Annotated in this window: 20 protein-coding genes and 1 pseudogene; 17 read left to right on the top strand and 4 right to left on the bottom strand. The window is 69.6% G+C overall.

Going from position 1 to position 21794, the window contains the following annotated elements:
* Positions 1-22 precede the first annotated feature (22 nt).
* From nirB to AC3A6X_RS32270, 12 genes and pseudogenes are all read left to right on the top strand, one after another.
* Positions 23-2455, top strand: a complete 2433-nt coding sequence (nirB, locus tag AC3A6X_RS32215; RefSeq protein WP_487845997.1) for a nitrite reductase large subunit NirB — start codon at positions 23-25, stop codon at positions 2453-2455.
* 23 nt (positions 2456-2478) lie between these two features.
* Positions 2479-2631: a hypothetical protein gene (locus tag AC3A6X_RS32220; protein WP_487845998.1), complete on the top strand. Its 153-nt coding sequence runs from the start codon at positions 2479-2481 to the stop codon at positions 2629-2631.
* A 10-nt stretch (positions 2632-2641) separates the two neighbouring features.
* Positions 2642-3067 (top strand): nitrite reductase small subunit NirD, encoded by a 426-nt coding sequence (nirD, locus tag AC3A6X_RS32225; protein WP_487845999.1) that lies wholly within the window; start codon positions 2642-2644, stop codon positions 3065-3067.
* A gap of 130 nt (positions 3068-3197) precedes the next feature.
* Positions 3198-5993 carry a nitrate reductase gene (locus AC3A6X_RS32230; RefSeq protein ID WP_487846000.1) on the top strand — a complete coding sequence of 932 codons (2796 nt, stop codon included), beginning with the start codon at positions 3198-3200 and terminating at the stop codon, positions 5991-5993.
* A gap of 98 nt (positions 5994-6091) precedes the next feature.
* Positions 6092-7003 (top strand): DNA-binding protein YbiB, encoded by a 912-nt coding sequence (gene ybiB, locus AC3A6X_RS32235; RefSeq protein ID WP_487846001.1) that lies wholly within the window; start codon positions 6092-6094, stop codon positions 7001-7003.
* Positions 7000-7791, top strand: coding sequence for a uroporphyrinogen-III C-methyltransferase (gene cobA / locus AC3A6X_RS32240; protein ID WP_487846002.1), 792 nt, complete (start codon positions 7000-7002; stop codon positions 7789-7791). The genes ybiB and cobA overlap by 4 nt, the downstream gene beginning before the upstream one ends.
* 79 nt (positions 7792-7870) lie before the next feature.
* Positions 7871-9001, top strand: a complete 1131-nt coding sequence (locus tag AC3A6X_RS32245; protein WP_309964284.1) for a sterol desaturase family protein — start codon at positions 7871-7873, stop codon at positions 8999-9001.
* Positions 9001-10245 (top strand): BaiN/RdsA family NAD(P)/FAD-dependent oxidoreductase, encoded by a 1245-nt coding sequence (locus AC3A6X_RS32250; protein ID WP_487846003.1) that lies wholly within the window; start codon positions 9001-9003, stop codon positions 10243-10245. Before AC3A6X_RS32245 ends, AC3A6X_RS32250 begins: the two co-directional genes overlap by 1 nt.
* Before the next feature lie 97 nt (positions 10246-10342).
* Positions 10343-10555 (top strand): 30S ribosomal protein S21, encoded by a 213-nt coding sequence (rpsU, locus tag AC3A6X_RS32255; protein ID WP_007833691.1) that lies wholly within the window; start codon positions 10343-10345, stop codon positions 10553-10555.
* 104 nt (positions 10556-10659) lie between these two features.
* Positions 10660-11109 carry a GatB/YqeY domain-containing protein gene (locus tag AC3A6X_RS32260; RefSeq protein ID WP_487846004.1) on the top strand — a complete coding sequence of 150 codons (450 nt, stop codon included), beginning with the start codon at positions 10660-10662 and terminating at the stop codon, positions 11107-11109.
* Positions 11110-11111: 2 nt separating this feature from the next.
* On the top strand, positions 11112-11564 hold the full coding sequence (locus AC3A6X_RS32265; RefSeq protein ID WP_487846005.1) for an NUDIX domain-containing protein: 453 nt from the start codon (positions 11112-11114) through the stop codon (positions 11562-11564).
* Positions 11565-11577: 13 nt separating this feature from the next.
* Positions 11578-11802, top strand: a pseudogene (locus tag AC3A6X_RS32270) (alpha/beta hydrolase); the annotation flags it as partial.
* Positions 11803-11812: 10 nt separating this feature from the next.
* Here AC3A6X_RS32270 and pmbA read toward each other — a convergent pair.
* Positions 11813-13183: a metalloprotease PmbA gene (gene pmbA, locus AC3A6X_RS32275; RefSeq protein ID WP_487846006.1), complete on the bottom strand. Its 1371-nt coding sequence runs from the start codon at positions 13181-13183 to the stop codon at positions 11813-11815.
* Positions 13184-13240: 57 nt separating this feature from the next.
* Between pmbA and yjgA the strand changes: the two genes are divergently transcribed.
* Positions 13241-13897: a ribosome biogenesis factor YjgA gene (gene yjgA / locus AC3A6X_RS32280; protein ID WP_487846007.1), complete on the top strand. Its 657-nt coding sequence runs from the start codon at positions 13241-13243 to the stop codon at positions 13895-13897.
* Positions 13898-14017: 120 nt separating this feature from the next.
* Positions 14018-14614, top strand: coding sequence for a molybdopterin adenylyltransferase (gene mog / locus AC3A6X_RS32285; RefSeq protein WP_487846008.1), 597 nt, complete (start codon positions 14018-14020; stop codon positions 14612-14614).
* Positions 14615-14623: 9 nt separating this feature from the next.
* On the opposite strand, the gene cysE is transcribed toward mog, so the two are convergent.
* Positions 14624-15397, bottom strand: coding sequence for a serine O-acetyltransferase (gene cysE, locus AC3A6X_RS32290; RefSeq protein WP_487846009.1), 774 nt, complete (start codon positions 15395-15397; stop codon positions 14624-14626).
* Between the two features lie 36 nt (positions 15398-15433).
* A complete protein-coding gene (locus AC3A6X_RS32295; RefSeq protein WP_487846010.1) occupies positions 15434-16198 on the bottom strand; it encodes an RNA methyltransferase in 765 nt (254 codons plus the stop codon).
* A gap of 122 nt (positions 16199-16320) precedes the next feature.
* On the opposite strand from AC3A6X_RS32295, the gene AC3A6X_RS32300 reads away from it, so the two are divergent.
* The 3 genes from AC3A6X_RS32300 to AC3A6X_RS32310 are packed head-to-tail and all read left to right on the top strand — an operon-like array spanning position 16321 to position 20683.
* Positions 16321-17346 (top strand): inositol monophosphatase family protein, encoded by a 1026-nt coding sequence (locus AC3A6X_RS32300; protein WP_487846011.1) that lies wholly within the window; start codon positions 16321-16323, stop codon positions 17344-17346.
* Entirely contained in the window at positions 17346-19577 is a 2232-nt protein-coding gene (locus AC3A6X_RS32305; protein ID WP_487846012.1) for an FUSC family protein, read from the top strand. Before AC3A6X_RS32300 ends, AC3A6X_RS32305 begins: the two co-directional genes overlap by 1 nt.
* Positions 19577-20683: a mechanosensitive ion channel family protein gene (locus tag AC3A6X_RS32310; protein ID WP_487846013.1), complete on the top strand. Its 1107-nt coding sequence runs from the start codon at positions 19577-19579 to the stop codon at positions 20681-20683. The genes AC3A6X_RS32305 and AC3A6X_RS32310 overlap by 1 nt, the downstream gene beginning before the upstream one ends.
* On the opposite strand, the gene pcaQ is transcribed toward AC3A6X_RS32310, so the two are convergent.
* Positions 20666-21625, bottom strand: coding sequence for a pca operon transcription factor PcaQ (gene pcaQ / locus AC3A6X_RS32315; RefSeq protein ID WP_487846014.1), 960 nt, complete (start codon positions 21623-21625; stop codon positions 20666-20668). The two genes, AC3A6X_RS32310 and pcaQ, sit on opposite strands and share 18 nt — an antisense overlap.
* Positions 21626-21794 lie beyond the last annotated feature (169 nt).

The following is a 21794-nucleotide window of genomic DNA, read 5'->3' on the forward strand; positions in this document are numbered from 1 at the left end:
TGAGTCCAGAAAGGTCCACCCCATGAAGAAGATGAAACTCGTGATGGTCGGCAACGGCATGGCCGGCGTGCGCACGATCGAGGAGCTGCTCAAGATCGAGCCCGAGCTCTACGACGTCACCGTCTTCGGCGCCGAGCCGCATCCCAACTACAACCGCATCCTGCTGTCGCCGGTGCTGGCCGGCGAGCAGACGGTGGACGAGATCATTCTCAACAGCTGGGAGTGGTACGCCGAGAACAACATCACCCTGCACGCCGGCAAGAAGGTGGTGGAGGTCGACCGCGTCAAGCGCATCGTGCGCGCCGAGGACGGCACCGAGGCCGAGTACGACCGGCTGCTGATGTGCACCGGCTCCAACCCCTTCATGCTGCCGGTACCCGGCAAGGACCTGAAGGGCGTGATCGCCTACCGCGACATCGCCGACACCGACTACATGATCGAGACCGCGAAGACGCACAAGAACGCGGTCGTCATCGGCGGCGGCCTGCTGGGCCTGGAAGCCGCCAACGGCCTGATGCTGCGCGGCATGAACGTCACGGTGGTGCACGTCATGCCCTGGCTGATGGAGCGCCAGCTCGACGACGTGGCGGGCAAGCTGCTGCAAAAGTCGCTGGAGGACCGCGGCCTGAAGTTCCTGATCGGCGCGCAGACGCAGGAGCTGGTGGGCAGCGAGGATGGCCGCGTGAAGGCCATCCGCTTCAAGGACGGCACCGAAGCCGCGGCCGACCTGGTGGTGATGGCCGTGGGCATCCGTCCCAACGTGGACCTGGCACAGAAGATGCGGCTGCACTGCGACCGCGGCATCGTGGTCAACGACACCATGCAGACCGTGACCGACGCACGCATCTACTCGGTGGGCGAATGCGCCGCGCACCGCGGCATCGCCTACGGCCTGGTCGCGCCGCTGTTCGAGCAGGCCAAGGTGGCGGCCAACCACCTGGCGCACTTCGGCATAGGCCGCTATTCGGGCTCGCTCACCTCCACCAAGCTGAAGGTGACGGGCATCGACCTGTTCTCCGCCGGCGACTTCATGGGCGGCGACGGCTGCGAGGAAATCGTGATGAGCGATCCCTTCGGCGGCGTCTACAAGAAGCTGGTGATCAAGGACGACAAGTTGGTCGGCGCCTGCCTCTACGGCGACACGGTGGACGGCAGCTGGTACTTCAAGCTGCTGCGCGACGGCCGCAGCGTGCATGACATCCGCGACAAGCTGATGTTCGGCGAGTCGAACATCGGCGACACGGGCCACGAGGGCCACAACAAGGCCGCCTCGATGCCCGACGACGCCGAGGTCTGCGGCTGCAACGGCGTCAACAAGGGCACCATCTGCAAGGCGATCAAGGACAAGGGCCTGTTCACGCTGGAAGAGGTCAAGAAGCACACCAAGGCCAGCGCCTCCTGCGGCTCCTGCACCGGCCTGGTGGAGCAGATCCTGATGTTCACCGCCGGCGGCGACTACTCGGCCACGCCGAAGAAGAAGGCCATCTGCGGCTGCACCGACGCCAGCCACCAGGACGTGCGCGACGCGATCCGCAAGGAGCACTGGCTCAGCCACGCGGAGGTTTACCGCGGCATGGGCTGGCGCACGCCCAACGGCTGCTCCACTTGCCGGCCGGCCATCAACTACTACCTGATCTCGACCTGGCCCAAGGAGGCCAAGGACGATCCGCAGAGCCGCTTCATCAACGAGCGCAGCCACGCCAACATCCAGAAGGACGGCACCTATTCGGTGATCCCGCGCATGTGGGGCGGCCACACCACGCCGGACGAGCTGCGGCGCATCGCCGACGCGGCCGACAAATACAAGATCCCGACCGTCAAGGTCACCGGCGGACAGCGCATCGACCTGCTGGGCGTGAAGAAGGAGGACCTGGCCAACGTCTGGAAGGACATCGGCATGCCATCGGGCTTTGCCTACGCCAAGTCGCTGCGCACCGTGAAGACTTGCGTGGGCAGCGAGTGGTGCCGCTTCGGCACCCAGGACTCGACCCAGATGGGCAAGGACCTGGAGCGCGCGTTGTGGGCCATGTACTCGCCGCACAAGGTCAAGCTCGCCGTCTCGGGCTGCCCGCGCAACTGCGCCGAGGCCGGCATCAAGGACGTCGGCGTGATCGGAGTGGACTCGGGCTGGGAGATCTACGTGGGCGGCAACGGCGGCATCAAGACCGAGGTGGCGCAGTTCCTGTTCAAGGCCAAGACCGCCGAAGAAGTGATGGAGTATTCGGGCGCCTTCCTGCAGCTCTACCGCGAGGAGGGCTGGTACCTCGAGCGCACGGTGCACTACATCGGCCGCGTGGGCCTCGACTACGTGAAGAAGAAGATCCTCGAGGACGCCGAGGGCCGCAAGGCCTTGTGGGAGCGCCTGCAGTTCGCGCTCGACGGCGAGCCCGATCCGTGGTTCGAGTCGAGCCAGGCCTCGGTCGACGTGCGGCAGTTCACGCCGCTGACGGCGTGAAGACGGCGAATCGGAGAAACGGGTTGAAAAGACGCCTCTTCATCGCCTCTACCGCCCTGGTCGGCCTGGGCGATGGCGCATCGCCCAAGCTCATGTCCGACGTGTTCGTCACCAGCGAGAACCTGCTGACGATCATGGATCGCATCGCCGGCCTGTACTCCAACCTCAAAACCTAGAGAGATCCCCATGAGCGAATGGAAAGCCATCTGCCGCGTCGACGACATCCCCGTGCTCGGCGCACGACGCGTGGCCCGGCCTGCGGGCATGGACGTGGCGGTGTTCCGCAACGCCGAGAACCAGGTCTTTGCCCTGCTCGACCGCTGCCCGCACAAGGGCGGGCCGCTGTCGCAGGGCATCGTGTTCGGCACCAGCGTGGCCTGCCCGCTGCACAACTGGGCGATCGGGCTGGACGACGGCTGCGCGAAGTCGCCCGACGAGGGCTGCACGCCGCGCTTCGCGTGCAAGGTCGAAGGCGAGCAGGTCATGCTGGACGCACGCGAGCTGGCAACGCTGGCGCTCGATGTGTCTCCGCCTCGCGCGGGCCCCGGCGCTGCGACGGCCGGCAAGCTCGGCGACGAGAGCTTCGAAGCGCAGGCACCCCACGGCATGTAGGCGTAGCAAGGCACACGACCCATGAACGAAACCCGCTCCACCTGCCCTTGCTGCGGCGTGGGCTGCGGACACGCCTTCGGCGGTCCGCTTCGCGGTGAACGTGAACGCCGCAGCCTGCATCGAGACTGCCATGGCTGAAACCCGTTCTACCTGCCCTTACTGTGGCGTGGGCTGCGGCGTAGTCATCGAGTCCGATGGCGCGCAGATCACCGGCGTGCGCGGCGATCCGGCCCATCCCGCCAATTTCGGCCGCCTCTGCACCAAAGGTTCGACCCTGCACCTCACCGCCAGCGCCGCGGTGACGATGCAGACGCGCCTGCTGCAGCCCATGCGCCGTGCCCAGCGCGGCGCCACACCGCAGGCCATCGGCTGGGATGCTGCCTTGGACACTGCCGCCGACAAGTTCGCCCAGGTCATCCGCGAGCATGGCCCCGACGCCGTCGGCTTCTACGTTTCGGGCCAGCTGCTGACCGAGGACTACTACGTCTTCAACAAGCTCGCCAAGGGCCTGATCGGCACCAACAACATCGACACCAACTCGCGCCTGTGCATGAGCAGCGCGGTGGCCGGCTACAAGAAGACGCTGGGCGCCGACGCGCCACCGGCTTGCTACGACGACTTCCAGCACGCGCAGTGTCTCTTCATCACCGGCAGCAACACCGCCTGGGCGCACCCCATCCTGTTCCGCCGCATCGAGGATGCGAAGGCGGCCAACCCGGCGATGAAGATCGTCGTGGCCGATCCGCGCCGCACCGACACCTGCGAGATCGCCGACCTGCATCTCGCGCTGCAGCCCGGCACCGACGTGATGCTGTTCCACGGCATGCTGCACCTGATGCTGTGGGAAGGCTGGACCGATGCCGCCTACATCGCGGCCCACACCACCGGCTTCGACGAGCTCAAGCGCACCGTGCGCGACTGCACGCCCGAGCGCGTGGCGCAGGTCTGCGGCATCTCCAAGGACGACCTGCTGGAGGCCGCGCGGCTCTTCGCCACCTCGCCCGCGACGCTGAGTCTCTATTGCCAGGGTCTGAACCAGTCGAGCTCGGGCACCGCGAAGAACGCGGCACTGATCAACCTGCACCTGGCGACCGGGCAGATCGGCAAGCCGGGCGCCGGCCCCTTCTCGCTGACCGGCCAGCCCAACGCGATGGGCGGCCGTGAAGTGGGCGGCCTGGCCAACTTGCTGTCGGCACACCGCGATCTCGCCAACCCCGCGCACCGCGCCGAGGTGGCCGCGCTGTGGGGCGTTCCGTCGGTGCCCGAGAAGCCGGGGAAGACCGCGGTCGAGATGTTCCAGGCCGCGGCCGACGGCGAGATCCGCGCGCTGTGGATCGCCTGCACCAACCCGGCGCAGTCCATGCCGGACCAGGCCACCGTGCGCCGGGCGCTCGAGCGCTGCGAGTTCGTGGTGGTGCAGGAAGCCTTCTCGACGACCGCCACCTGCGACTACGCCGACCTGCTGCTGCCCGCCACCACCTGGGGGGAGAAGGACGGCACCGTCACCAACAGCGAACGCCGCATCTCGCGCGTGCGCAACGCGGTGGCACGCCCCGGCGCGACGCGCGACGACTGGCTGATCGCCGCCGACTTCGCACGCCGGCTCGAAGCGCGCCTCGGGCGCACGGGCACGCTCTTTCCCTATCCCGACGCCGAATCGGTGTGGAACGAGCACCGCGAATCCACCCGCGGCCGCGACCTCGACATCACCGGCATGAGCTACGCCATGCTGGAGGCCGCGCCCCAGCAATGGCCGCTGCGCGAGGGCGAATCCACCGGCCGCGCACGCCTCTACGCGGACGGCGTCTTCCCCACGCCCGACGGCCGCGCCCGCTTCGTCGACGTGGCCTACAAGCCGGTGGCCGAGCCGCGCGATGCTCGCCATCCCTTCTCGCTCACCACCGGACGCCTGCGCGACCAATGGCACGGCATGAGCCGCACCGGCACGCTGGGCCGGCTGTTCGGCCACGCGCCAGAGCCTTCGGTGCAGATGCATCCGCAGGACATGGCGCGCCGCCAGCTGAGCGAAGGCGAGCTGGTGCACGTCACGTCGCGGCGCGGCTCCATCGTGCTGCCGGTGGCCGGCAGCACGGACGTGGGCCTGAGCCAGGCCTTCATCGCCATGCACTGGGGCAGCGAATACCTGAGCGGCCGCTCCAGCACCGGCGAGCGGCTGGCGGGCGTCAACGTGCTCACGACGCCGGCCTACTGTCCCGATTCGAAGCAGCCCGAGCTCAAGCACGCGGCCGTCAAGATCCTCAAGGCCGAGCTGCCCTGGACCCTGCTGGCCGTGGGCTGGCTGCCTGGCGATGCCGCCCTGCGCGTTCACGAGGCCTTGCGCGCGCTGATGCCCTCCTTCGTCTTCGCGAGCTGCGTGCCCTTCGGCGCCGGCGGCGCCCTGGCGGGTGGCGCAGCGGAACGCACAGGCGTGCTGTTCCGCGGCGCCGCCTACGAGGCGCCTCCGGACGAAGTGCTGGCCCGCATCGAGGAGCTGCTGTCGCTGCACGGCGCCGACAGCCTGCGCTACGCCGACAGGAAGCACGGCCAGCGGCGCGCGGCGCGGCTGGTGCGCGACGGCCAGGACGCGCACCTCGAAGCCTTCCTGCTGGCCGGCGACACCCGCGCCGAGGCCTGGATCAAGGCGCTGCTGCAGGACCGGCTGCCCGCCCAGGCCTATGGCCGCCAGCTGCTGAAGCCGGGCTCGACCGCTCCGGCCGGCGTTTCGGCGCGCGGCAAGATCGTGTGCAGCTGCTTCGGCGTCACCGAGACCGCGATTGCCGAACGGCTGGCGGAAACGGCGGGTTCCGACGGAGAGCGGCTCGGCGCGTTGCAGAGCGCGCTGAAGTGCGGCACCAACTGCGGCTCCTGCCTGCCCGAGCTCAAGCGCATGGTGCGTGCGAGCCCCGCCCTGGCGACCGCGCCATGAGGCCCGCGATGCACGGCGCAGCCCTCGCCCCTGCTGCACGCCGGGGCATAAGCGACCGCGCCGTGCGGCATAAGCCTTGCGGGACAATCCGGGCACCCATGGGAATCAGCCACTACATCAAGGAAATCGGCCGCGGCGCGCGCGGCGCGAAGCCGCTCGGCCGCGCGCAGGCCTGCGACCTGTTCGGCCAGGTGCTCGACGGCACCGTCACCGACCTCGAGACCGGCGCCTTCTGCCTGGCCATGCGCATCAAGGGCGAGACGCCCGAGGAAATGGCGGGCTTTCTCGATGCCACGCACGCGCGCCTGGCGCGCTTCCCGGCCACCGGCCGGCCGTTGGCGGTGCTGCCCAGCTACAACGGCGCGCGCCGGCTGCCGGTGCTGACGCCGCTGCTCGCGCTGCTGCTGGCGCGCGAGGGGCTGCCCGTGCTGGTGCACGGCGCGGCCACCGAGTCGACGCGGGTCCTGTCGTCCAACGTGCTCGCGGCGCTCGATGTGCAGCCGCTGGAGCACATCCGGCCCATCGCCGACGGCGAGGTGGTGTTCGCGCCGACCGCGCTGCTCAGCCCGGGCCTGAAGCGCCTGCTCGACGTGCGCCGCGTGGTGGGCCTGCGCAACCCCGGGCATAGCGTGGTGAAGCTGATGCAGCCCAGCGAAGGCGATTGCGTGGTGGTCGGCAGCTACACGCATCCGGCCTATGCGGAATCGATGGCCGCCACCTTCGAATTGATGGGCATGACCGCCCTGCTCTCGCGCGGCCTGGAAGGCGAGAGCGTCGCCGATCCGCGCCGCACCGGCCAGGTCGACGGCTTCGTCAAGGGGCGACGCATCGCGCTGCAGGCGCAGCAGCCCGGCACGCTGTCCGAGGTGCCGGGCCTGCCGGCCGACATCGATGTCCACACGACCGCCGACTACACGCGCCGCGTGCTGGCCGGCCAGGCGCCGATACCGGACGCCATCGCGCAGCAGGTCCGCCACGTCCTGCAACTGAGCCACATGGAGCAAGCATGAGCCTTCTTTCCCATCACGGCAGCTGCACGCTGGTCGGCGCCGGCCCGGGCGACCCCGAGCTGCTGACCATCAAGGCCGTCAAGGCAATCCAGGCGGCCACCGTGCTGCTGGTGGACGACCTAGTGAGCGAGGAGATCCTCGCGGCCTACGCGCGGCCCGGGGCCCGCATCATCCACGTGGGCAAGCGCGGCGGCTGCAAGAGCACGCCGCAAGCCTTCATCGAGCGGCTGATGATCACCGCGGTGCGCGAGGGCGAGACGGTGGTGCGCCTCAAGGGCGGCGACCCCTTCATCTTCGGCCGCGGCGGCGAGGAGGTGGAGCATCTGCGCGAGGAAGGCATCGAGGTGCGGGTGGTCAACGGCATCACGGCCGGCCTCGCCGCCGTCACCGCGCTGGGCGTGCCGCTCACCCACCGCGACCATGCGCAGGGCGTCGTCTTCGTGACGGGCCATGCCAAGACCGGGCATGCGGCCGCCGAGCATCCCACCGACTGGCGCCAGCTGGCGGCCACGGCGCGCGATGCGCGGCTCACGCTGGTGATCTACATGGGCGTCTCGGGCGTGGCCCACATCCAGGAACAGCTGCTGCACGGCCTGCCCGGCGAGACGCCCGTCGCCGTGATCCAGCACGCCAGCCTGCCGCAGCAGCGCCATGTCGCGACCACGCTGGCGCACCTGCCGCGTGACGTGGTGACCGCCGGCCTGGGCAGCCCGGCCGTGATCGTGGTGGGCGATGTACTGCGCGGCCTGGCGGCGGCAGGCCTCCCGGCCACGCGCTTCGGCACCTGAATCGGCCATTCGGCCGGCCCGAGCGGACGGCCCACCGACCTAGAATCTTCGACCTGAAGAACAACGGGCGGAGATGGGCATGCTGGAACTGGAGAAACTCAACGAATTCGTCGAGAGCCACGGCGAGCTGCAACGTGGCCGGGGCCTGGTCACCGGGACGATCGCGTTCTCGCTGGCCGTCCTGTGCTTCCTGGGCGTGCTGGTCTTCCACTTCCCGCAGTACCTGAGCACGCCCGAGCTGCGCCGCAGCTACAACGTGGACGTGATGCGCCTCGTGCTGCTCACGGCCATGGTCATCGCCGGCGGGCTGGCGCTGGTCAACATCATCTTCAACCGCTCGCGCTGGCTCTCGGCCTTCGCCTTTCTGCTGGTGGCGGCCGCGGCGCTGCTGGGCGGGCACAAGGTGCCGGTCAACGACTTCGCCGACAACACACCCTACATCGGGCTGGACTGGTTCATCCTCGACCTGCTGGGTTCCTCGCTGATCTTCATCTTCATCGAGAAGCTGTTCGCGCACCGCAAGGAGCAGCCGGTGTTCCGCGCCGAGTGGCAGACCGACTTCCACCACTTCGTGGTCAACCACATGATCGTGGGCTTCGTGCTGCTGGCCACCAACCTGCTGGTGCACAAGCTCTTCGGCTGGGCCGCCAACGACGGGGTGCGCGGCTGGATCGCAGGGCTGCCCTTCTGGGCCGGGGTGCTGCTGATCATCCTGGTGGCCGACCTGGTGCAGTACTGGACGCATCGCGCCTACCACGAGGTGCCGCTGCTGTGGCGCCTGCACGCGGTGCATCACAGCGTGAAGAGCATGGACTGGCTGGCCGGCTCGCGCCAGCACATCCTCGAGCTCTTGATCACGCGCACACTGGTGCTGGCGCCGATCTACGTGCTGGGCTTCAGCAAGGAAGTGATCGACGCGTACATCGTGGTGGTGGGCTTCCAGGCCGTCTTCAACCACGCCAACGTGAGCGTGCGCCTGGGGCCGCTGCGCTACGTGATCGTCACGCCCAACTTCCACCACTGGCACCACAGCCAGGACGACGAGGCGATCGACAAGAACTACGCCGCGCACTACGCCTTCCTCGACTATCTCTTCGGCACCGCGGTGAAGAGCACCCGGCTCTGGCCCGAACGCTACGGCGTCGTGGGCGACTACGTGCCCAACGGCTTCTTCAAGCAGTTGAAGTTCCCGTTCTTGTGGAAGGGCTGATGGGGGCAGCGAGCGCGTTCGACGCCATCGTCGTCGGCGCCGGCGCGGCCGGCCTGTTCTGCGCGGGGCTCGCCGGCCAGCGCGGTCTGAAGGTGCTGCTGATCGACCATGCCGAGCGCATCGCCGAGAAGATCCGCATCTCCGGCGGCGGCCGCGCCAACTTCACCAACCGCGACTTGGACGTGCGCGCGCCGCAGCGCCACTTCATCGGCGGCAATCCGCATTTCTGCCGCTCGGCGCTGTCGCGCTACACGCCGCAGCAGTTCATCGACCTGGTCCAGCGCCACGGCATCGCCTACCACGAGAAGCACAAGGGGCAGCTCTTCTGCGACGGCGCCTCGCAGCAGATCATCGACATGCTGCTGGCCGAATGCGCGGCCGGCAGCGTGGCGCACTGGCAGCCCTGCAGCGTCGGCGAGATCGGCTTCACGCCGGGCGAGGGCTACCGGCTCCAGACCAGCCGCGGCGAGGCGCGCGCGCCCCGGGTGGTGGTGGCGACCGGCGGGCTGTCCATTCCGCAGATCGGCGCCACCGACTTCGGCTACCGGCTGGCCACCCAGTTCGGCCTGCGCGTCGTCACGCCCCGCCCTGCCCTGGTGCCCCTGACCTTCGGCGGCGAGGCCTGGGCGCCCTACGCCGACCTTGCCGGCCTCGCCCTGCCTGTGCAGATCGCGACCGGCGGCAAGAAGGAGCGGACGGTCTTCCTCGAAGACCTGCTGTTCACCCATCGCGGGCTCTCCGGCCCGGCGGTGCTGCAGATCTCCAGCTACTGGCAGCCTGGCGCGCCGCTCGACATCGACTTCGCGCCCGGCGTGAACATGCAGGCCGCGCTGGCCCAGGCCAAGCTGCGCTCCCGCAAGCGCATCGCCAACGAGCTGGCCGGCCTGGTGCCTGCCCGGCTGGCCGACGCCTGGGTGGGGCAGGACGCGGCGCTGCAGCGCCCGATCAACGAGGCCGCCGACCGGGCGCTCGCGGCGCTGGCCGAGCGCATCGCCCGTTGGCAGATCACGCCCAGCGGCACCGAGGGCTACAAGAAAGCGGAAGTCACGGCCGGCGGCGTGGATACCCGGGACCTGTCCTCGCAGACCATGGAATCGAAGCAGCCCGGCCTGTATTTCATCGGCGAGGTGGTGGACGTCACCGGCTGGCTGGGCGGCTACAACTTCCAGTGGGCCTGGGCCAGCGCATACGCCTGCGCGCAGGCACTGGAAGCGGGCGCCAGTCACGCTATAATGCCGGGCTAACTTTGGCCACCCCTCAACGGCCCACCCCTTTCGTGTTGAGGAAACCCGGCCCGGGGCCCGATCTTCCCCAGGCAAAATTCAAGCAACCGATTTTTAAATGACCACCATCCGCGTTAAAGAAAACGAACCTTTCGACGTCGCGCTTCGCCGCTTCAAGCGCACCATCGAAAAGCTCGGCCTGCTGACCGACCTGCGCGCCCGCGAGTTCTACGAGAAACCCACCGCCGAGCGCAAGCGCAAGAAGGCAGCCGCCGTCAAGCGCCACTACAAGCGCGTGCGCAGCATGCAGCTGCCCAAGAAGCTGTACTAAGCTGGCACCCGCCGCGTCGGCCCACACCGACGCCCGTTCTGAGCCGCGCCAGGGACAACCTGCCGCGGCTCTTGTCTTTTCCGCCCCCTCTCGAAAGCAAAGCCATGAGCCTCAAGGACCAGATCACCGAAGACATGAAGACCGCGATGCGCGCCAAGGACTCGGAGCGCCTGGGCACCATCCGCCTGCTGCTGGCCGCCCTCAAGCAGAAGGAAGTCGACGAGCGCATCGAGCTGGACGACGCGATGGTCGTCGCCATCGTCGACAAGCTGGTGAAGCAGCGCAAGGACTCGGTCGCCGCCTTCACCCAGGGCGGGCGCACGGATCTCGCCGACAAGGAGGCTGCCGAGATCAAGGTGCTGGAGGTCTACCTGCCCCAGCGCATGGGCGCCGATGAGATCGCCGCCGAGGTCAAGGCCATCGTCGCCGAGCTCGGTGCCAAGGGTCCGGGCGACATGGGCAAGGTGATGGGCGCCGTCAAGACCCGCCTGGCCGGCAAGGCCGACATGGGCCTCGTCAGCGCCGCAGTCAAGGCCGCGCTTTCGGGCGGCTGAGCGTGCCGGCGCAACAGGTGCTCAAGGCCTGCGCCTGCCTGGTCGACGACCGGGACCGGCTGCTGGTCTTCCTCCACCCCGGCGACGCCGGCATGCAGCTGCCCAAGGGCACCGTCGAGCCCGGCGAATCGCCCGAGGACGCGGTCCGGCGCGAATTGCTGGAGGAATCGGGCATCGTCTACGACGGCGAGCTGGTGCCACTGGGCACGCTGGATCGCGAGTGCGAAGCCGGCATCGAGGGCAACCGGGAAAAGACCTCCCAGCTCTGGCACCTGTTCCTGATGCGCGCGCAGGCGCCCCTGCCCGAGCACTTCGAGCACACGGCCGTCGGCAGCCCCGAGGAACACGGGCTTATCTTCCGCTTCAGCTGGCTGGCGCCCGATGCGCCGCTCGACGGCTTCACCGCACCCTACGTCCGCGTCATCGACAAGGTTCGCGCCGCACTCGCGCAATAGTTGGCCGCCCTTCACCGATCCCGCAGCCTTGGACGCAGAACTGGCGGAACTCCCGGTGGGAAAGTCCTACCTGAACTGCCGGCAGGACGTCGCGCTGCCGCACAGCCTGCCCTGGCATCCGCGCCTGTCGGAGCGCCTGGGCCTGTTCCGGCTGGTCGAGTGCCCCGGCAGCCACGAGCTGTGCTTCACCAACCCTGCGCTGCTGGCGCGCAAGATCATCGAAGCCGGGCGCGACTAGAGAGCAGCGATCAGCTGCCGGCGACCTTCATCCGGTTCACCAGCAGCGAGCCGGTGGTCTTGGCGCCGTAGTTGTAGGCATCGGCGCCGACCGCCTCGATGCCCATGAGCATGCTCTTCAGGTTGCCGGCGATCGTGATCTCCTGCACCGGAAAGGCGATCTTCCCGTTCTCCACCCAGAAGCCGCTGGCGCCGCGCGAATAGTCGCCGGTCACGTAGTTGACGCCCTGCCCCATCAGTTCGATGACGAACAGGCCGGTGCCCAGCTTGGCCAGCATGGCCTCGAGATCGTCGCCCTTCTTCGTGCGGCGCGAGCTCAGCGTGAGATTGTGCGAGCCGCCCGCATTGCCGGTGGTCTTCATGCCCAGCTTGCGCGCCGAATAGGTGCTCAGGAAGTAGCCCTCGAGCCGGCCGCCGTCGACCACCTTGCGCTTGCGGGTGGCCACGCCTTCGTCGTCGAAGGCCGAGCTGCCCTTGCCGCGCGGGATGTGCGGGTCTTCCAGCACGTCGATGTGCGAGGGCAGCACCGGCTTGCCCAGCGAGTCGAGCAGGAAAGTGCTCTTGCGGTAGAGCGCACCTCCGCTGGTCGCCTGCACCAGCGCGCCCAACAAGCCCGCGGCCAGCGGCGACTCGAACAGCACCGGGCATTCGGTGGTCTTGATCTTGCGCGACTTGAGCCGGCTGAGCGCCCGCTCGGCGGCATAGCGCCCGACAGCCTTGGGGCTCGCGAGCTCCTCGGCGGAGCGCATCGAGCTGTACCAGGCGTCGCGCTGCATGTCGTCGCCCTTGCCCGCGATGGGCGCCACCGAGATCGAATGGCGGGAGCTGGCATAGCCGCCGCGGAAGCCGCGCGTGTGGGCGCTGAAGAAGTGGCTGTGCTGCGCCGAGACGCCGGCGCCCTCGCTGTTGGTGATGCGCTTGTCGGTCGACAGGGCCGCGGCCTCGCATTCGAGCGCCAGCGCGGCGGCCTGCTCGCTCGTGATGTCCCAGGGGTGGAACAGGTCCAGGTCGGGCTGCTCGGTCGCGATGTCGGCCTCATCGGGCAAGCCGCTGACCGGGTCCTCGGCCGTGAAGCGCGCGATGTCGTAGGCGGCCTGGACCGTCTGGGCGATGGCCGCCTCGGAAAAGTCGGAGGTGCTGGCATTGCCGCGGCGGTGGCCCACGTAGACCGTGACGCCCAGCGACTTGTCGCGGTTGCGCTCGACGTTCTCGAGCTCGCCCTTGCGCACCGAGACGCTGAGGCCGCAGCCCTCGGACGCCTCGGCGCCGGCATCGGTGGCGCCGAGCTTCCTGGCGTGCGCCAGGGCCGAGTCGACCAGGTTTTCGAAGAAGGGACGGCTGTAGGCGAAGCCGGAGTCGGCGCGCGAGGAAGAGGTGCTCATGTGGCGGCTATGATACTTGCGCCCCCGTCTTCGACGGAGCGGCTTACGATTGCCTCTATGCCCCGCAAACCCAAGAAAGGCTACTTCGTCCGCGGCACCTTTGTCGCCGAAGGCAGCGAACTCGATCTCGAGCTCAAGCGCGAGCTCAAAGGCAGCGACGCGGCGAGCAAGACCGACCTCAAGCGCGAGAGCGCCGAACTGCAGACGCTGGGCGAAGCCTTGCTGGGCCTGCGCGCCGGCCTGTTCGACAAGCTGGAGCTCGAGGACAAGCTGCGCGACGCCATCGACGAAGCCAAGCGCATCACCAACTTCGAGGGCAAGCGCCGCCAGATGCAGTTCATCGGCAAGCTGATGCGCGGCCTCGACGCCGCCACGCTCGATGCCATCCGCGCGGCGCTCGACGAGCAGAACCGCGGCCCCGCGCAGGAAGCTGCCATCCTGCACGACGCCGAGCGCTGGCGTGACCGGGTGATCGCCGACGACGACGCGCTGGGCGGCTGGATCGAAACCCATCCCGGCACCGACGCGCAGCAGCTGCGCGCGCTGGTGCGCCAGGCGCGCAAGGACCTCAAGGAAGGCCCGCCCGGCGAGGCACCGCGCCAGGGCAAGGCCTACCGGGAGCTGTTCCAGCTGCTGCGCGCGCAGCTCGAAGTGCATGGCACCGCGGACCATGCGGCCGAAGCCGCGGCGCAGGCGCGCGAGGAAGATGCATGAGACGCCGGGCCGCTCCCAAGTCGAATAGCACCGCAGCGCGTAGCGCGGAGGTTGTCGAATGAGACGCCGGGCCGCTCCCAAGTCGAATAGCACCGCAGCGCGTAGCGCGGAGGTTGTCGAATGAGCAACCCTCACGACCCGGTGCGCATCGGCATCGTCTCGATCAGCGACCGCGCCTCCAGCGGGGTCTATGAGGACAAGGGCCTGCCCGCACTGCAGGAATGGCTGCAGCGCGCCTTGCGCAATCCCATCGATTTCGAGCCTCGGCTCATCCCCGACGAGCAGGCGGCAATCAGCGCCGCGTTGATCGCACTGGTCGACGCCGGCTGCTCGCTGGTGCTGACCACCGGCGGCACCGGCCCGGCCCTGCGCGACGTGACGCCCGAGGCCACGCTGGCCGTCGCCCACAAGGAGATGCCGGGTTTCGGCGAGCAGATGCGGCAGATCAGCCTGCGCTTCGTGCCCACCGCCATCCTGTCGCGGCAGGTCGCGGTGATCCGCGACCAAAGCCTGATCATCAACCTGCCGGGGCAGCCCAAGTCCATCGCGGAGACGCTGGAAGGGCTGAAGAACCCCGACGGCACCCAGGCGGTGCCCGGCATCTTTGCGGCAGTGCCCTACTGCATCGACCTGATCGGCGGGCCTTATCTGGAAACGGACGAGGCGGTGTGCAAGGCATTCAGGCCCAAGTCGGCGATCCGGACTCCGGCTCCCTGAGGGAGCACGTCACTTCCCGACCAGTTCGGTCAGCCGCTGCGCCTCGAAGCACTCCTTGGTCGCCGCATCCCCCGGCACGCAGTCCTTCTTCCCCGGCTGCGCCGACAGTGTCTCGATCGCCTGCCAGAGCAGCGCAATCTGATGCTCCTGGCTCGACGCGTTGTCGATCAGGCTCCTCATGGCCAGCGACAGCGGGTCGTCTTCCTGCGTGATCCCGTAGGCCTCGAACTTCCTGCCGGTGCCACTCGAATCGCCACCGCTTGCCGTCCTGGCCGGAATGATGCGCGCCGGGATCCCGACGGCGGTCGCCCCCGGTGGCACCGGCTTGATCACCACCGCATTGCTGCCGATCTTGGCGCCATCGCCCACCACGAAGCCGCCCAACACCTTGGCGCCGGCGCTCACCACCACATCCTTGCCCAGCGTCGGATGCCGCTTCGCGCCCTTGTAGAGCGAGGTGCCGCCCAGCGTCACGCCCTGGTAGATGGTGCAGCCGTCGCCGATCTCGGCCGTCTCGCCGACCACCACGCCCATCGCATGGTCGAAGAACACGCGATCGCCGATCACGGCGGCGGGATGGATCTCTATGCCGGTGAGCCAGCGCGAGCCGTAGGAGACGAAGCGGCCCACCCACTTCAGGCCGTGGCCCCAGCACCAGTGCGCCATGCGATGCAGCACCAGGGCATGCAGGCCGGGGTAGAGGGTCAGCACTTCCCAGCGCGAACGCGCCGCCGGATCGCGGTCGAGGATGCACTGGATGTCGGAGCGCAGGCGCGAGAACATGGGATGTTCTTGTTATGACGATATGGGCTGCGCAGTCTAAGGGCTGGGGTCATCGCGCACCGGCGATGGGGTTTTGTAGGTCCCGCCCCCTGCCGCATCGGCCATGGCCTTGGCGATGCCACGCAGGATGTGGATCTCCTCCGGCGTCGGCTGGGCGCGGTTGAAGAGCTGCTGCAGCCGCGGCATCAGCTTCTTGGGCGCCTCGGGGTCCAGGAAGCCGATCTGCACCAGCGAGCGCTCCCAGTGCGCCAGCATGCCCGCCACGGCTTTTGCGTCGGCGGCCAGGACCGGCGCGGTCGCCTCGCGCACGCCGAAGCCGCCGAGGGCCAGCCGCCATTCGTAGGCAATCACCTGGATCGCGGCGCCCAGGTTCAGCGAGCCGAAGGCCGGGTCGGTCGGAATGCTGAGCGCCACATGGCAGCGGTAGACGTCCTCGTTGCGCATGCCGAAGCGCTCCGAGCCGAACAGGAAGGCCACGTGCTGCTCGTCCCCCGCGGCCAGCGGCCCCAGGTGCTCGCGCGGCGTGCACGTCGGCGGGCCGAAGTCGCGCGGCACCATCGCGGTGGCGCAGAGGTGGGTGACGCCGTGGAGCGCCTCGTCCAGCGTGTCGACGATGCGCGCCCGCTCCAGCACGTCCAGCGCCCCGCTGGCGCGCTGGATGGTTTCCTCGCGCCGCAGCACGTTGGCCCAGCGCGGCGCCACCAGCACCAGCTCGTCGAAGCCCATGGTCTTCATGGCGCGCGCGGCGGCGCCGACATTGCCGGCATGGCTGGTCTGGATCAGGATGAAGCGGGTGCGCATGGGCGGGTTGAAGAGGGAGCGGGCCGAAGGCCAGGCCCGACCCGGTAAAATCCGCAATTCTCGCCGCCCGCATCGCCGGGCCGCCTCCCCAGGGCCCCGCCCGCCGTTCTTCCCACAATCCGATGTCGTCTCCCAACCTGCACCCCATGCTCAACGTGGCCGTCAAGGCCGCCCGCGCCGCCGGCGCCATCATCAATCGCGCCGCGCTCGACATCGAGGCGGTGCGCGTGTCGCAGAAGCAGGTCAACGACTTCGTGACCGAGGTCGATCACGCGAGCGAGCGAGCGATCATCGAGACGCTGCTCGGCGCCTACCCGGGACACGGCATCCTCGCCGAGGAATCGGGCGCCGAGCATGGCGCCAAGGATTCCGACTTCGTCTGGATCATCGATCCGCTGGACGGCACCACCAACTTCATCCACGGCTTCCCGGTCTACTGCGTCTCGATCGCGCTCGCGATCAAGGGCAAGGTCGAGCACGCCGTCATCTACGACCCGACCCGCAACGACCTGTTCACCGCCACCCGCGGCCGCGGCGCCTTCATGAACGAGCGCCGCATCCGCGTGAGCAAGCGCATCAGGCTGAACGAGTGCCTGATCTCGACCGGCTTTCCCTTCCGCACCGGCGACAACTTCAAGCAGTACCTGGCCATCATGGCCGACCTGATGCCGCGCGCCGCCGGCCTGCGCCGCCCCGGCGCCGCGGCGCTGGACCTGGCCTACGTCGCCGCCGGCTTCAGCGACGCCTTCTTCGAGACCGGCCTCAACATCTGGGACGTGGCGGCCGGCTCGCTGCTGGTCACCGAGGCGGGTGGCCTGATCGGCAACTTCACGGGCGAGCCCGACTTCCTCGAGCAGCGCGAGTGCCTCGCCGGCGCGCCGCGCGTCTACGGCCAGCTGGTGCCGCTGCTGGGCAAGTACTCGAAGTTCGCGAGCGTGGACGACAAGTTTGCCGCCAGCGAGCGCGTGCGCGCGGTCGATCCTTCGGCCGGCAGCGTCTACGCGCGCAGCACGGTGCATGCCGATACGGCCGTTGCCGAAGCAGCGGCCGAAGCCGCAGCCGCCGCCCCGGCGCCGCGCAAGCTCACCCGCCTGCGCCGCGAAGAAAGCCCCGCCACGCCCGCCGTGGGCGACCCCGCCGCCGAGTGATGCAGGCGCAGCGCGCCGCCACCGAACGAGGCCGCGCCGCGCTGCGCGTGGCGCTCTCCCACTACGTCGCGAACGGGCTGTCGGTCGCCTTCGGGCTGCTGCTGATCTCGGGCGGTGTCCACCTTGCGCTGGGCGTTGCAGCTGCTGCCGCCGCCGGGGTCGGCGTGATCGTGACCGCGCCGCCCGACCTGCCCGGCCCGCGCCGCGGCAAGTTCTGGCAGATGGTGCCCTCGCCGCTGGTCGGGCTGCCGCTCTTCTTCTGCGTGCAGCTGCTGCATTCGGCGCCGCTGCGCCTCGGCCTGCTGCTGGTGCCCGCGACCTTCCTGGCCTTCGTGGCCATGGCCTGGGGCAAGCGCGGCATCCCGATCGCCATCGCGATCATGTTCTCGATGATCTTCTCGATGGCCACGCCGACGCCCACCGGCATGCACGAGGCCGTCGAGCGCACGCTGTACTTCGGCCTGGGCGCCGGGCTCTACGTGGTCTACGCCCTGCTCGCGAACCACGCGCTCAACGGCCGCTACCGGGTGCAGGCGATGGCCGATCTGCTGTCCTCGCTGGCCGCGCTGATGCGCACCGAAGCGGGCCAGTTCACGCCCAGGGACGATTCCGGCGACGTGCGCGAGGTGCCGGCCCCGCTGCTGGGCCAGCTGCTGCGCGAGCAGGCGGCGCTGGCCGACCAGCTGCAGGCCACGCGCGACATCGTGCTCGAATCGCCGCGCACGCCGCGCCGCCAACGGCTCGCCGGCATGCTGGTCACGGTGCTGGAGCTGCGCGACATGCTGCTGGCCAGCGAGCTCGACCTCGATGCGCTGAAGGCGCACCCCGGCCATGCCGCCGCGCTGTGCGAGATGCAGCGCATCCTCCTGGAACTGGCCGACGAGACCGTCGCGCTGGCCGACGCCCTGCTGCTCGGCCGCCAGCCCGTCCCCGTGCCCGACCGGCGCCCGGAGCTGGCGGCCATCCATCTCGAGGAAGACGCGGCGCACCCGCCCTTTTCCGCCGGGCCCACGCCCGCCGTGCTCGCGCGCGGGCTGGCCAGCCGCATCGGCCACATCAACGACGAGGTGCTGCGCCTGGTGGGCCTGGCGCGCGGCGAGATCGAGCCCGATCTCGCGGTGGTGCGGGCCAACTGGCAGATGTTCGTGAGCCCCACCGACTGGTCGCTGATGCCCTTCCTCACGCTGTGGCGCTGGGACGCGCCGCCGCTGCGCCATGCGATCCGCGCCGCGCTCGCGGTGGCCGTCGGCTATACGATCGCGGTGATGCTGCCCTGGGGCTCGCACGACTACTGGATCCTGCTGACCATCGTGGTGGTGCTGCGCGGCAGCCTCTCGCAGACGCTGGAACGGCGCAACAGTCGGGTGGCCGGCACGCTGCTGGGCTGCGTGGTCGCGGTGGCGCTGCTGTCCATCCATCCCAGCGCGCTGGGGGCGCTGTTCGCGATGACCGCGGCGCAGGCGATCGCGCACGGCTTCGCGGTGCGCAAGTACCTGATCACCTCGGTGGCCGCCACCGTGCTGGGCCTGCTGCAGGCGCACCAGCTGAACGTCGGCATGAGCCCCACCTTCGCACTCTTCGAGCGGGTGGCCGATACGCTGATCGGCGCCGGCCTGGCCTGGGCCTTCTGCTACGTGCTGCCCTCGTGGGAGCGCAGCCAGATCCCCTCGCTGGTCGCGCGCACCCTGACGGCGCAGGCGCGCCATGCGCGCCTCGCCCTCGGCCTGGGCCAGCTGCGCGCGGTGCAGACCAGCCCCGAGCTCGAATGGCGCCTGGCGCGCCGCGAGGCCTACGACAGCCTCTCGGCGCTGGTGCAGGCCACGCAGCGCTCGCTCTCGGAGCCGCGCGCAGTGCAGCCCCCGCTGGAGCCGCTGGAGCACCTGCAGGCGCACAGCTACCAGCTGCTGGCCCAGTTGAGCGCGGTCAAATCCATGCTGGTGCTGCGGCGCGACCGGCTCACGCCGGCCGAGATCGAGGGCCCGCTGCAGCGCGCGTCCGCGCGCATCGAGGCCAACATCGGCAGCACGCCCACCAGCGGCCCGGTCATGCCCGAGAGCGCCGCCGCGACCACGGTGGCCGAATCCATCCCCCTGCCCGACCCCTTCGACAACGACGTCAGCCCCTGGCTGCTGCGCCGGCTCGACATGGCGATCGGCATCTCGGCGCAGCTGCGCGACGACGCGGCGCGCATTCTTCAACCCCCCATCCTCGACACGCCCAAGATCGCCTGATGAACAAGGAGATTCTGCTCGCCCATCCGTGGTTCGGGCCCTGCCTGGCCGCGCTCATCGCGGTGCCGCTCGCACTGCTCGCCCACCGCATCGGCGGCATGGTGCTGCGGCGCCTGACGCGCCATGCCCCCGTGCTGCACGCCATGCTGGTCAAGATCCAGATCCCGGCGCGCTTCGTGCTGCCGCTGGTCGCGCTGCAGATGGTGTGGCAGGCCGCGCCGGACGACCTGCGCTTCGTCAACAGCGTGCGCCACCTCAACGGCCTGCTGCTGATCGCGGCGGCGACCTGGCTGGCCGTGCGCGCCGTCAACGGCATCGCCGACGGCGTGCTGGCCAAGCATCCCCACGACGTGGAGGACAACCTGCAGGCGCGCCGCGTGCTCACCCAGACCCGCGTGCTGGCGCGCACCGCCGACAGCGTGCTGCTGGTGGCCGGCGCTTCGCTGATGCTCATGACCTTCCCCGGCGCGCGCCAGGTCGGCGCCAGCCTGCTCGCATCCGCCGGCGTGATCGGCATCGTCGCCGGCCTGGCCGCCAAGCCGGTGTTCAGCAACCTGATCGCCGGCCTGCAGATCGCGCTGGCGCAGCCGATCCGCATCGACGACGTGCTGGTGGTCGAAGGCGAATGGGGCCGCGTGGAGGAGATCACCGGCACCTTCGTCGTGCTGCGCATCTGGGACGACCGGCGCCTGATCCTGCCGCTGTCCTACTTCATCGAGAAGCCCTTCCAGAACTGGACGCGCAGCAGTTCGCAGCTGCTGGGCTCGGTCTTCATCTACGCCGACTACGGCATGCCGCTGGCGCCGCTGCGCGAGGAGGTCGAGCGCATCGTGAAGTCGGCGCCCGAGTGGGACGGCCGCTTCTTCAACCTGCGCGTGACCGACGCCACCGAGCGCACCATGCAGATCCGCGTGCTGTGCACGGCCGCCTCCTCCTCGCTCGCTTTCGACCTGCGCTGCACGGTGCGCGAGGGGCTGATCGATTTCATGCAGCGCGAGTACCCGCAGTTCCTTCCCAGGCTGCGCGTGGAGGCCGATCCGCAGGCGCAGACGGACGCCGCGGTGGGCCCCTCCGCCCCGCGCGCCATCTCAGCGCGCGCGGGCTGAGCGGCGCGCCGCTCGGGGCCGGGCCGCGGCAGCCAGCGCCTCGGCGCGTTGCCGCACCACCTCGTGGATGACTTCGATCAGGAGACGGGCCCCCTCGCCCACCTCGCCGCCGCGCCGCACGGTGAGCCCGACCGGGCCCTCGGTGCTCGCCGTGTCGATCGCCAGCCGGCTCAATTCGCCGCGCGCGAGAAAACCGTCGACCGCCCCTTGCGGCGCAAACCACACCGCATCCGAACACTGCAGCAGTCCCAGCGCGAAGCTGGTGTCGGTCGCCTCCACCAGGCAGCGCGGCGGCGCCATGCCCTGCGCCACCAGGAAGGCATCGGCCGTGTGGCGGATCAGCGTGCCCGAGACCGGCACGACGAGCGGATGGTCCGCCAGGGCATCGAGCTTCGGACGCCGCGGCGCCGCGAGCGGATGGCCGGGCCGCGCGACCAGCAGCAGCGGCTCGCTGTAGAGCTGCTCGAAGGCCAGGTCGGCCATCGCCGAGGCCTGTGCGAGGCGGCCCAGCACCAGGTCGATCTCGCCCTGGCGCAGCTGCGTCATCAGCTGCGCGTTGGTGCCGCTGGCCACGCGCACGCGCAACGCGGGCGCCTGCGCATGCAGCGCCGCGATGGCCGCCGGCAACAGGTGGGCCGCCATGTTCGGCAAGGCGCCGACGGCCACCTGCAGCTGGTCGAGCTCGGGCTGGTCCAGCGCCAGGCCCAGGCCTTCGCGCAGCCCGCGCAGCGCCACCACCGCGTGGCGCACCAGCACGTCGGCCGCCGGCGTCAGCTCGACGCCGCGCCGCCTGCGCAGCAGCAGACGGCGGCCGACGATGTCCTCGAGCTCGGCGATGGTCTTGGAGACCGCCGGCTGCGTGAGCGCCAGCGCCTTGGCGGCACGCACCAGGTTGCGCTCCTGGGCCACCATCACCAGGCACTGCAGATGTCGCAGCTTCAAGCGGGAAAAATTTATAGCTGACATGCACCGCTCCCCTGTCGTCTGAGCTTCGAAATATAACCATCGGGAATAGCTGGCAGAACAGCTTTCAGTTGTGCGGGGATGCGCGCGCTCCTAGAGTCGACCTGTTGCGCCCCACTCCGCATGCGGCGCCCGAACCCGGAGACAA

The organism is Variovorax sp. Soil_C_12 (genome assembly GCF_057657375.1).

Excerpts from the sequence above, each read along its gene's own strand:
- nirB (WP_487845997.1), top strand. The coding sequence starts at position 23 with ATGAAGAAGATGAAACTCGTGATGGTCGGCAACGGCATGGCCGGCGTG.
- nirD (WP_487845999.1), top strand. The coding sequence starts at position 2,642 with ATGAGCGAATGGAAAGCCATCTGCCGCGTCGACGACATCCCCGTGCTC.
- AC3A6X_RS32230 (WP_487846000.1), top strand. The coding sequence starts at position 3,198 with ATGGCTGAAACCCGTTCTACCTGCCCTTACTGTGGCGTGGGCTGCGGC.
- ybiB (WP_487846001.1), top strand. The coding sequence starts at position 6,092 with ATGGGAATCAGCCACTACATCAAGGAAATCGGCCGCGGCGCGCGCGGC.
- cobA (WP_487846002.1), top strand. The coding sequence starts at position 7,000 with ATGAGCCTTCTTTCCCATCACGGCAGCTGCACGCTGGTCGGCGCCGGC.
- AC3A6X_RS32245 (WP_309964284.1), top strand. The coding sequence starts at position 7,871 with ATGCTGGAACTGGAGAAACTCAACGAATTCGTCGAGAGCCACGGCGAG.
- AC3A6X_RS32250 (WP_487846003.1), top strand. The coding sequence starts at position 9,001 with ATGGGGGCAGCGAGCGCGTTCGACGCCATCGTCGTCGGCGCCGGCGCG.
- rpsU (WP_007833691.1), top strand. The coding sequence starts at position 10,343 with ATGACCACCATCCGCGTTAAAGAAAACGAACCTTTCGACGTCGCGCTT.
- AC3A6X_RS32260 (WP_487846004.1), top strand. The coding sequence starts at position 10,660 with ATGAGCCTCAAGGACCAGATCACCGAAGACATGAAGACCGCGATGCGC.
- pmbA (WP_487846006.1), bottom strand. The coding sequence starts at position 13,183 with ATGAGCACCTCTTCCTCGCGCGCCGACTCCGGCTTCGCCTACAGCCGT.
- yjgA (WP_487846007.1), top strand. The coding sequence starts at position 13,241 with ATGCCCCGCAAACCCAAGAAAGGCTACTTCGTCCGCGGCACCTTTGTC.
- mog (WP_487846008.1), top strand. The coding sequence starts at position 14,018 with ATGAGCAACCCTCACGACCCGGTGCGCATCGGCATCGTCTCGATCAGC.
- cysE (WP_487846009.1), bottom strand. The coding sequence starts at position 15,397 with ATGTTCTCGCGCCTGCGCTCCGACATCCAGTGCATCCTCGACCGCGAT.
- AC3A6X_RS32295 (WP_487846010.1), bottom strand. The coding sequence starts at position 16,198 with ATGCGCACCCGCTTCATCCTGATCCAGACCAGCCATGCCGGCAATGTC.
- AC3A6X_RS32300 (WP_487846011.1), top strand. The coding sequence starts at position 16,321 with ATGTCGTCTCCCAACCTGCACCCCATGCTCAACGTGGCCGTCAAGGCC.
- AC3A6X_RS32305 (WP_487846012.1), top strand. The coding sequence starts at position 17,346 with ATGCAGGCGCAGCGCGCCGCCACCGAACGAGGCCGCGCCGCGCTGCGC.
- AC3A6X_RS32310 (WP_487846013.1), top strand. The coding sequence starts at position 19,577 with ATGAACAAGGAGATTCTGCTCGCCCATCCGTGGTTCGGGCCCTGCCTG.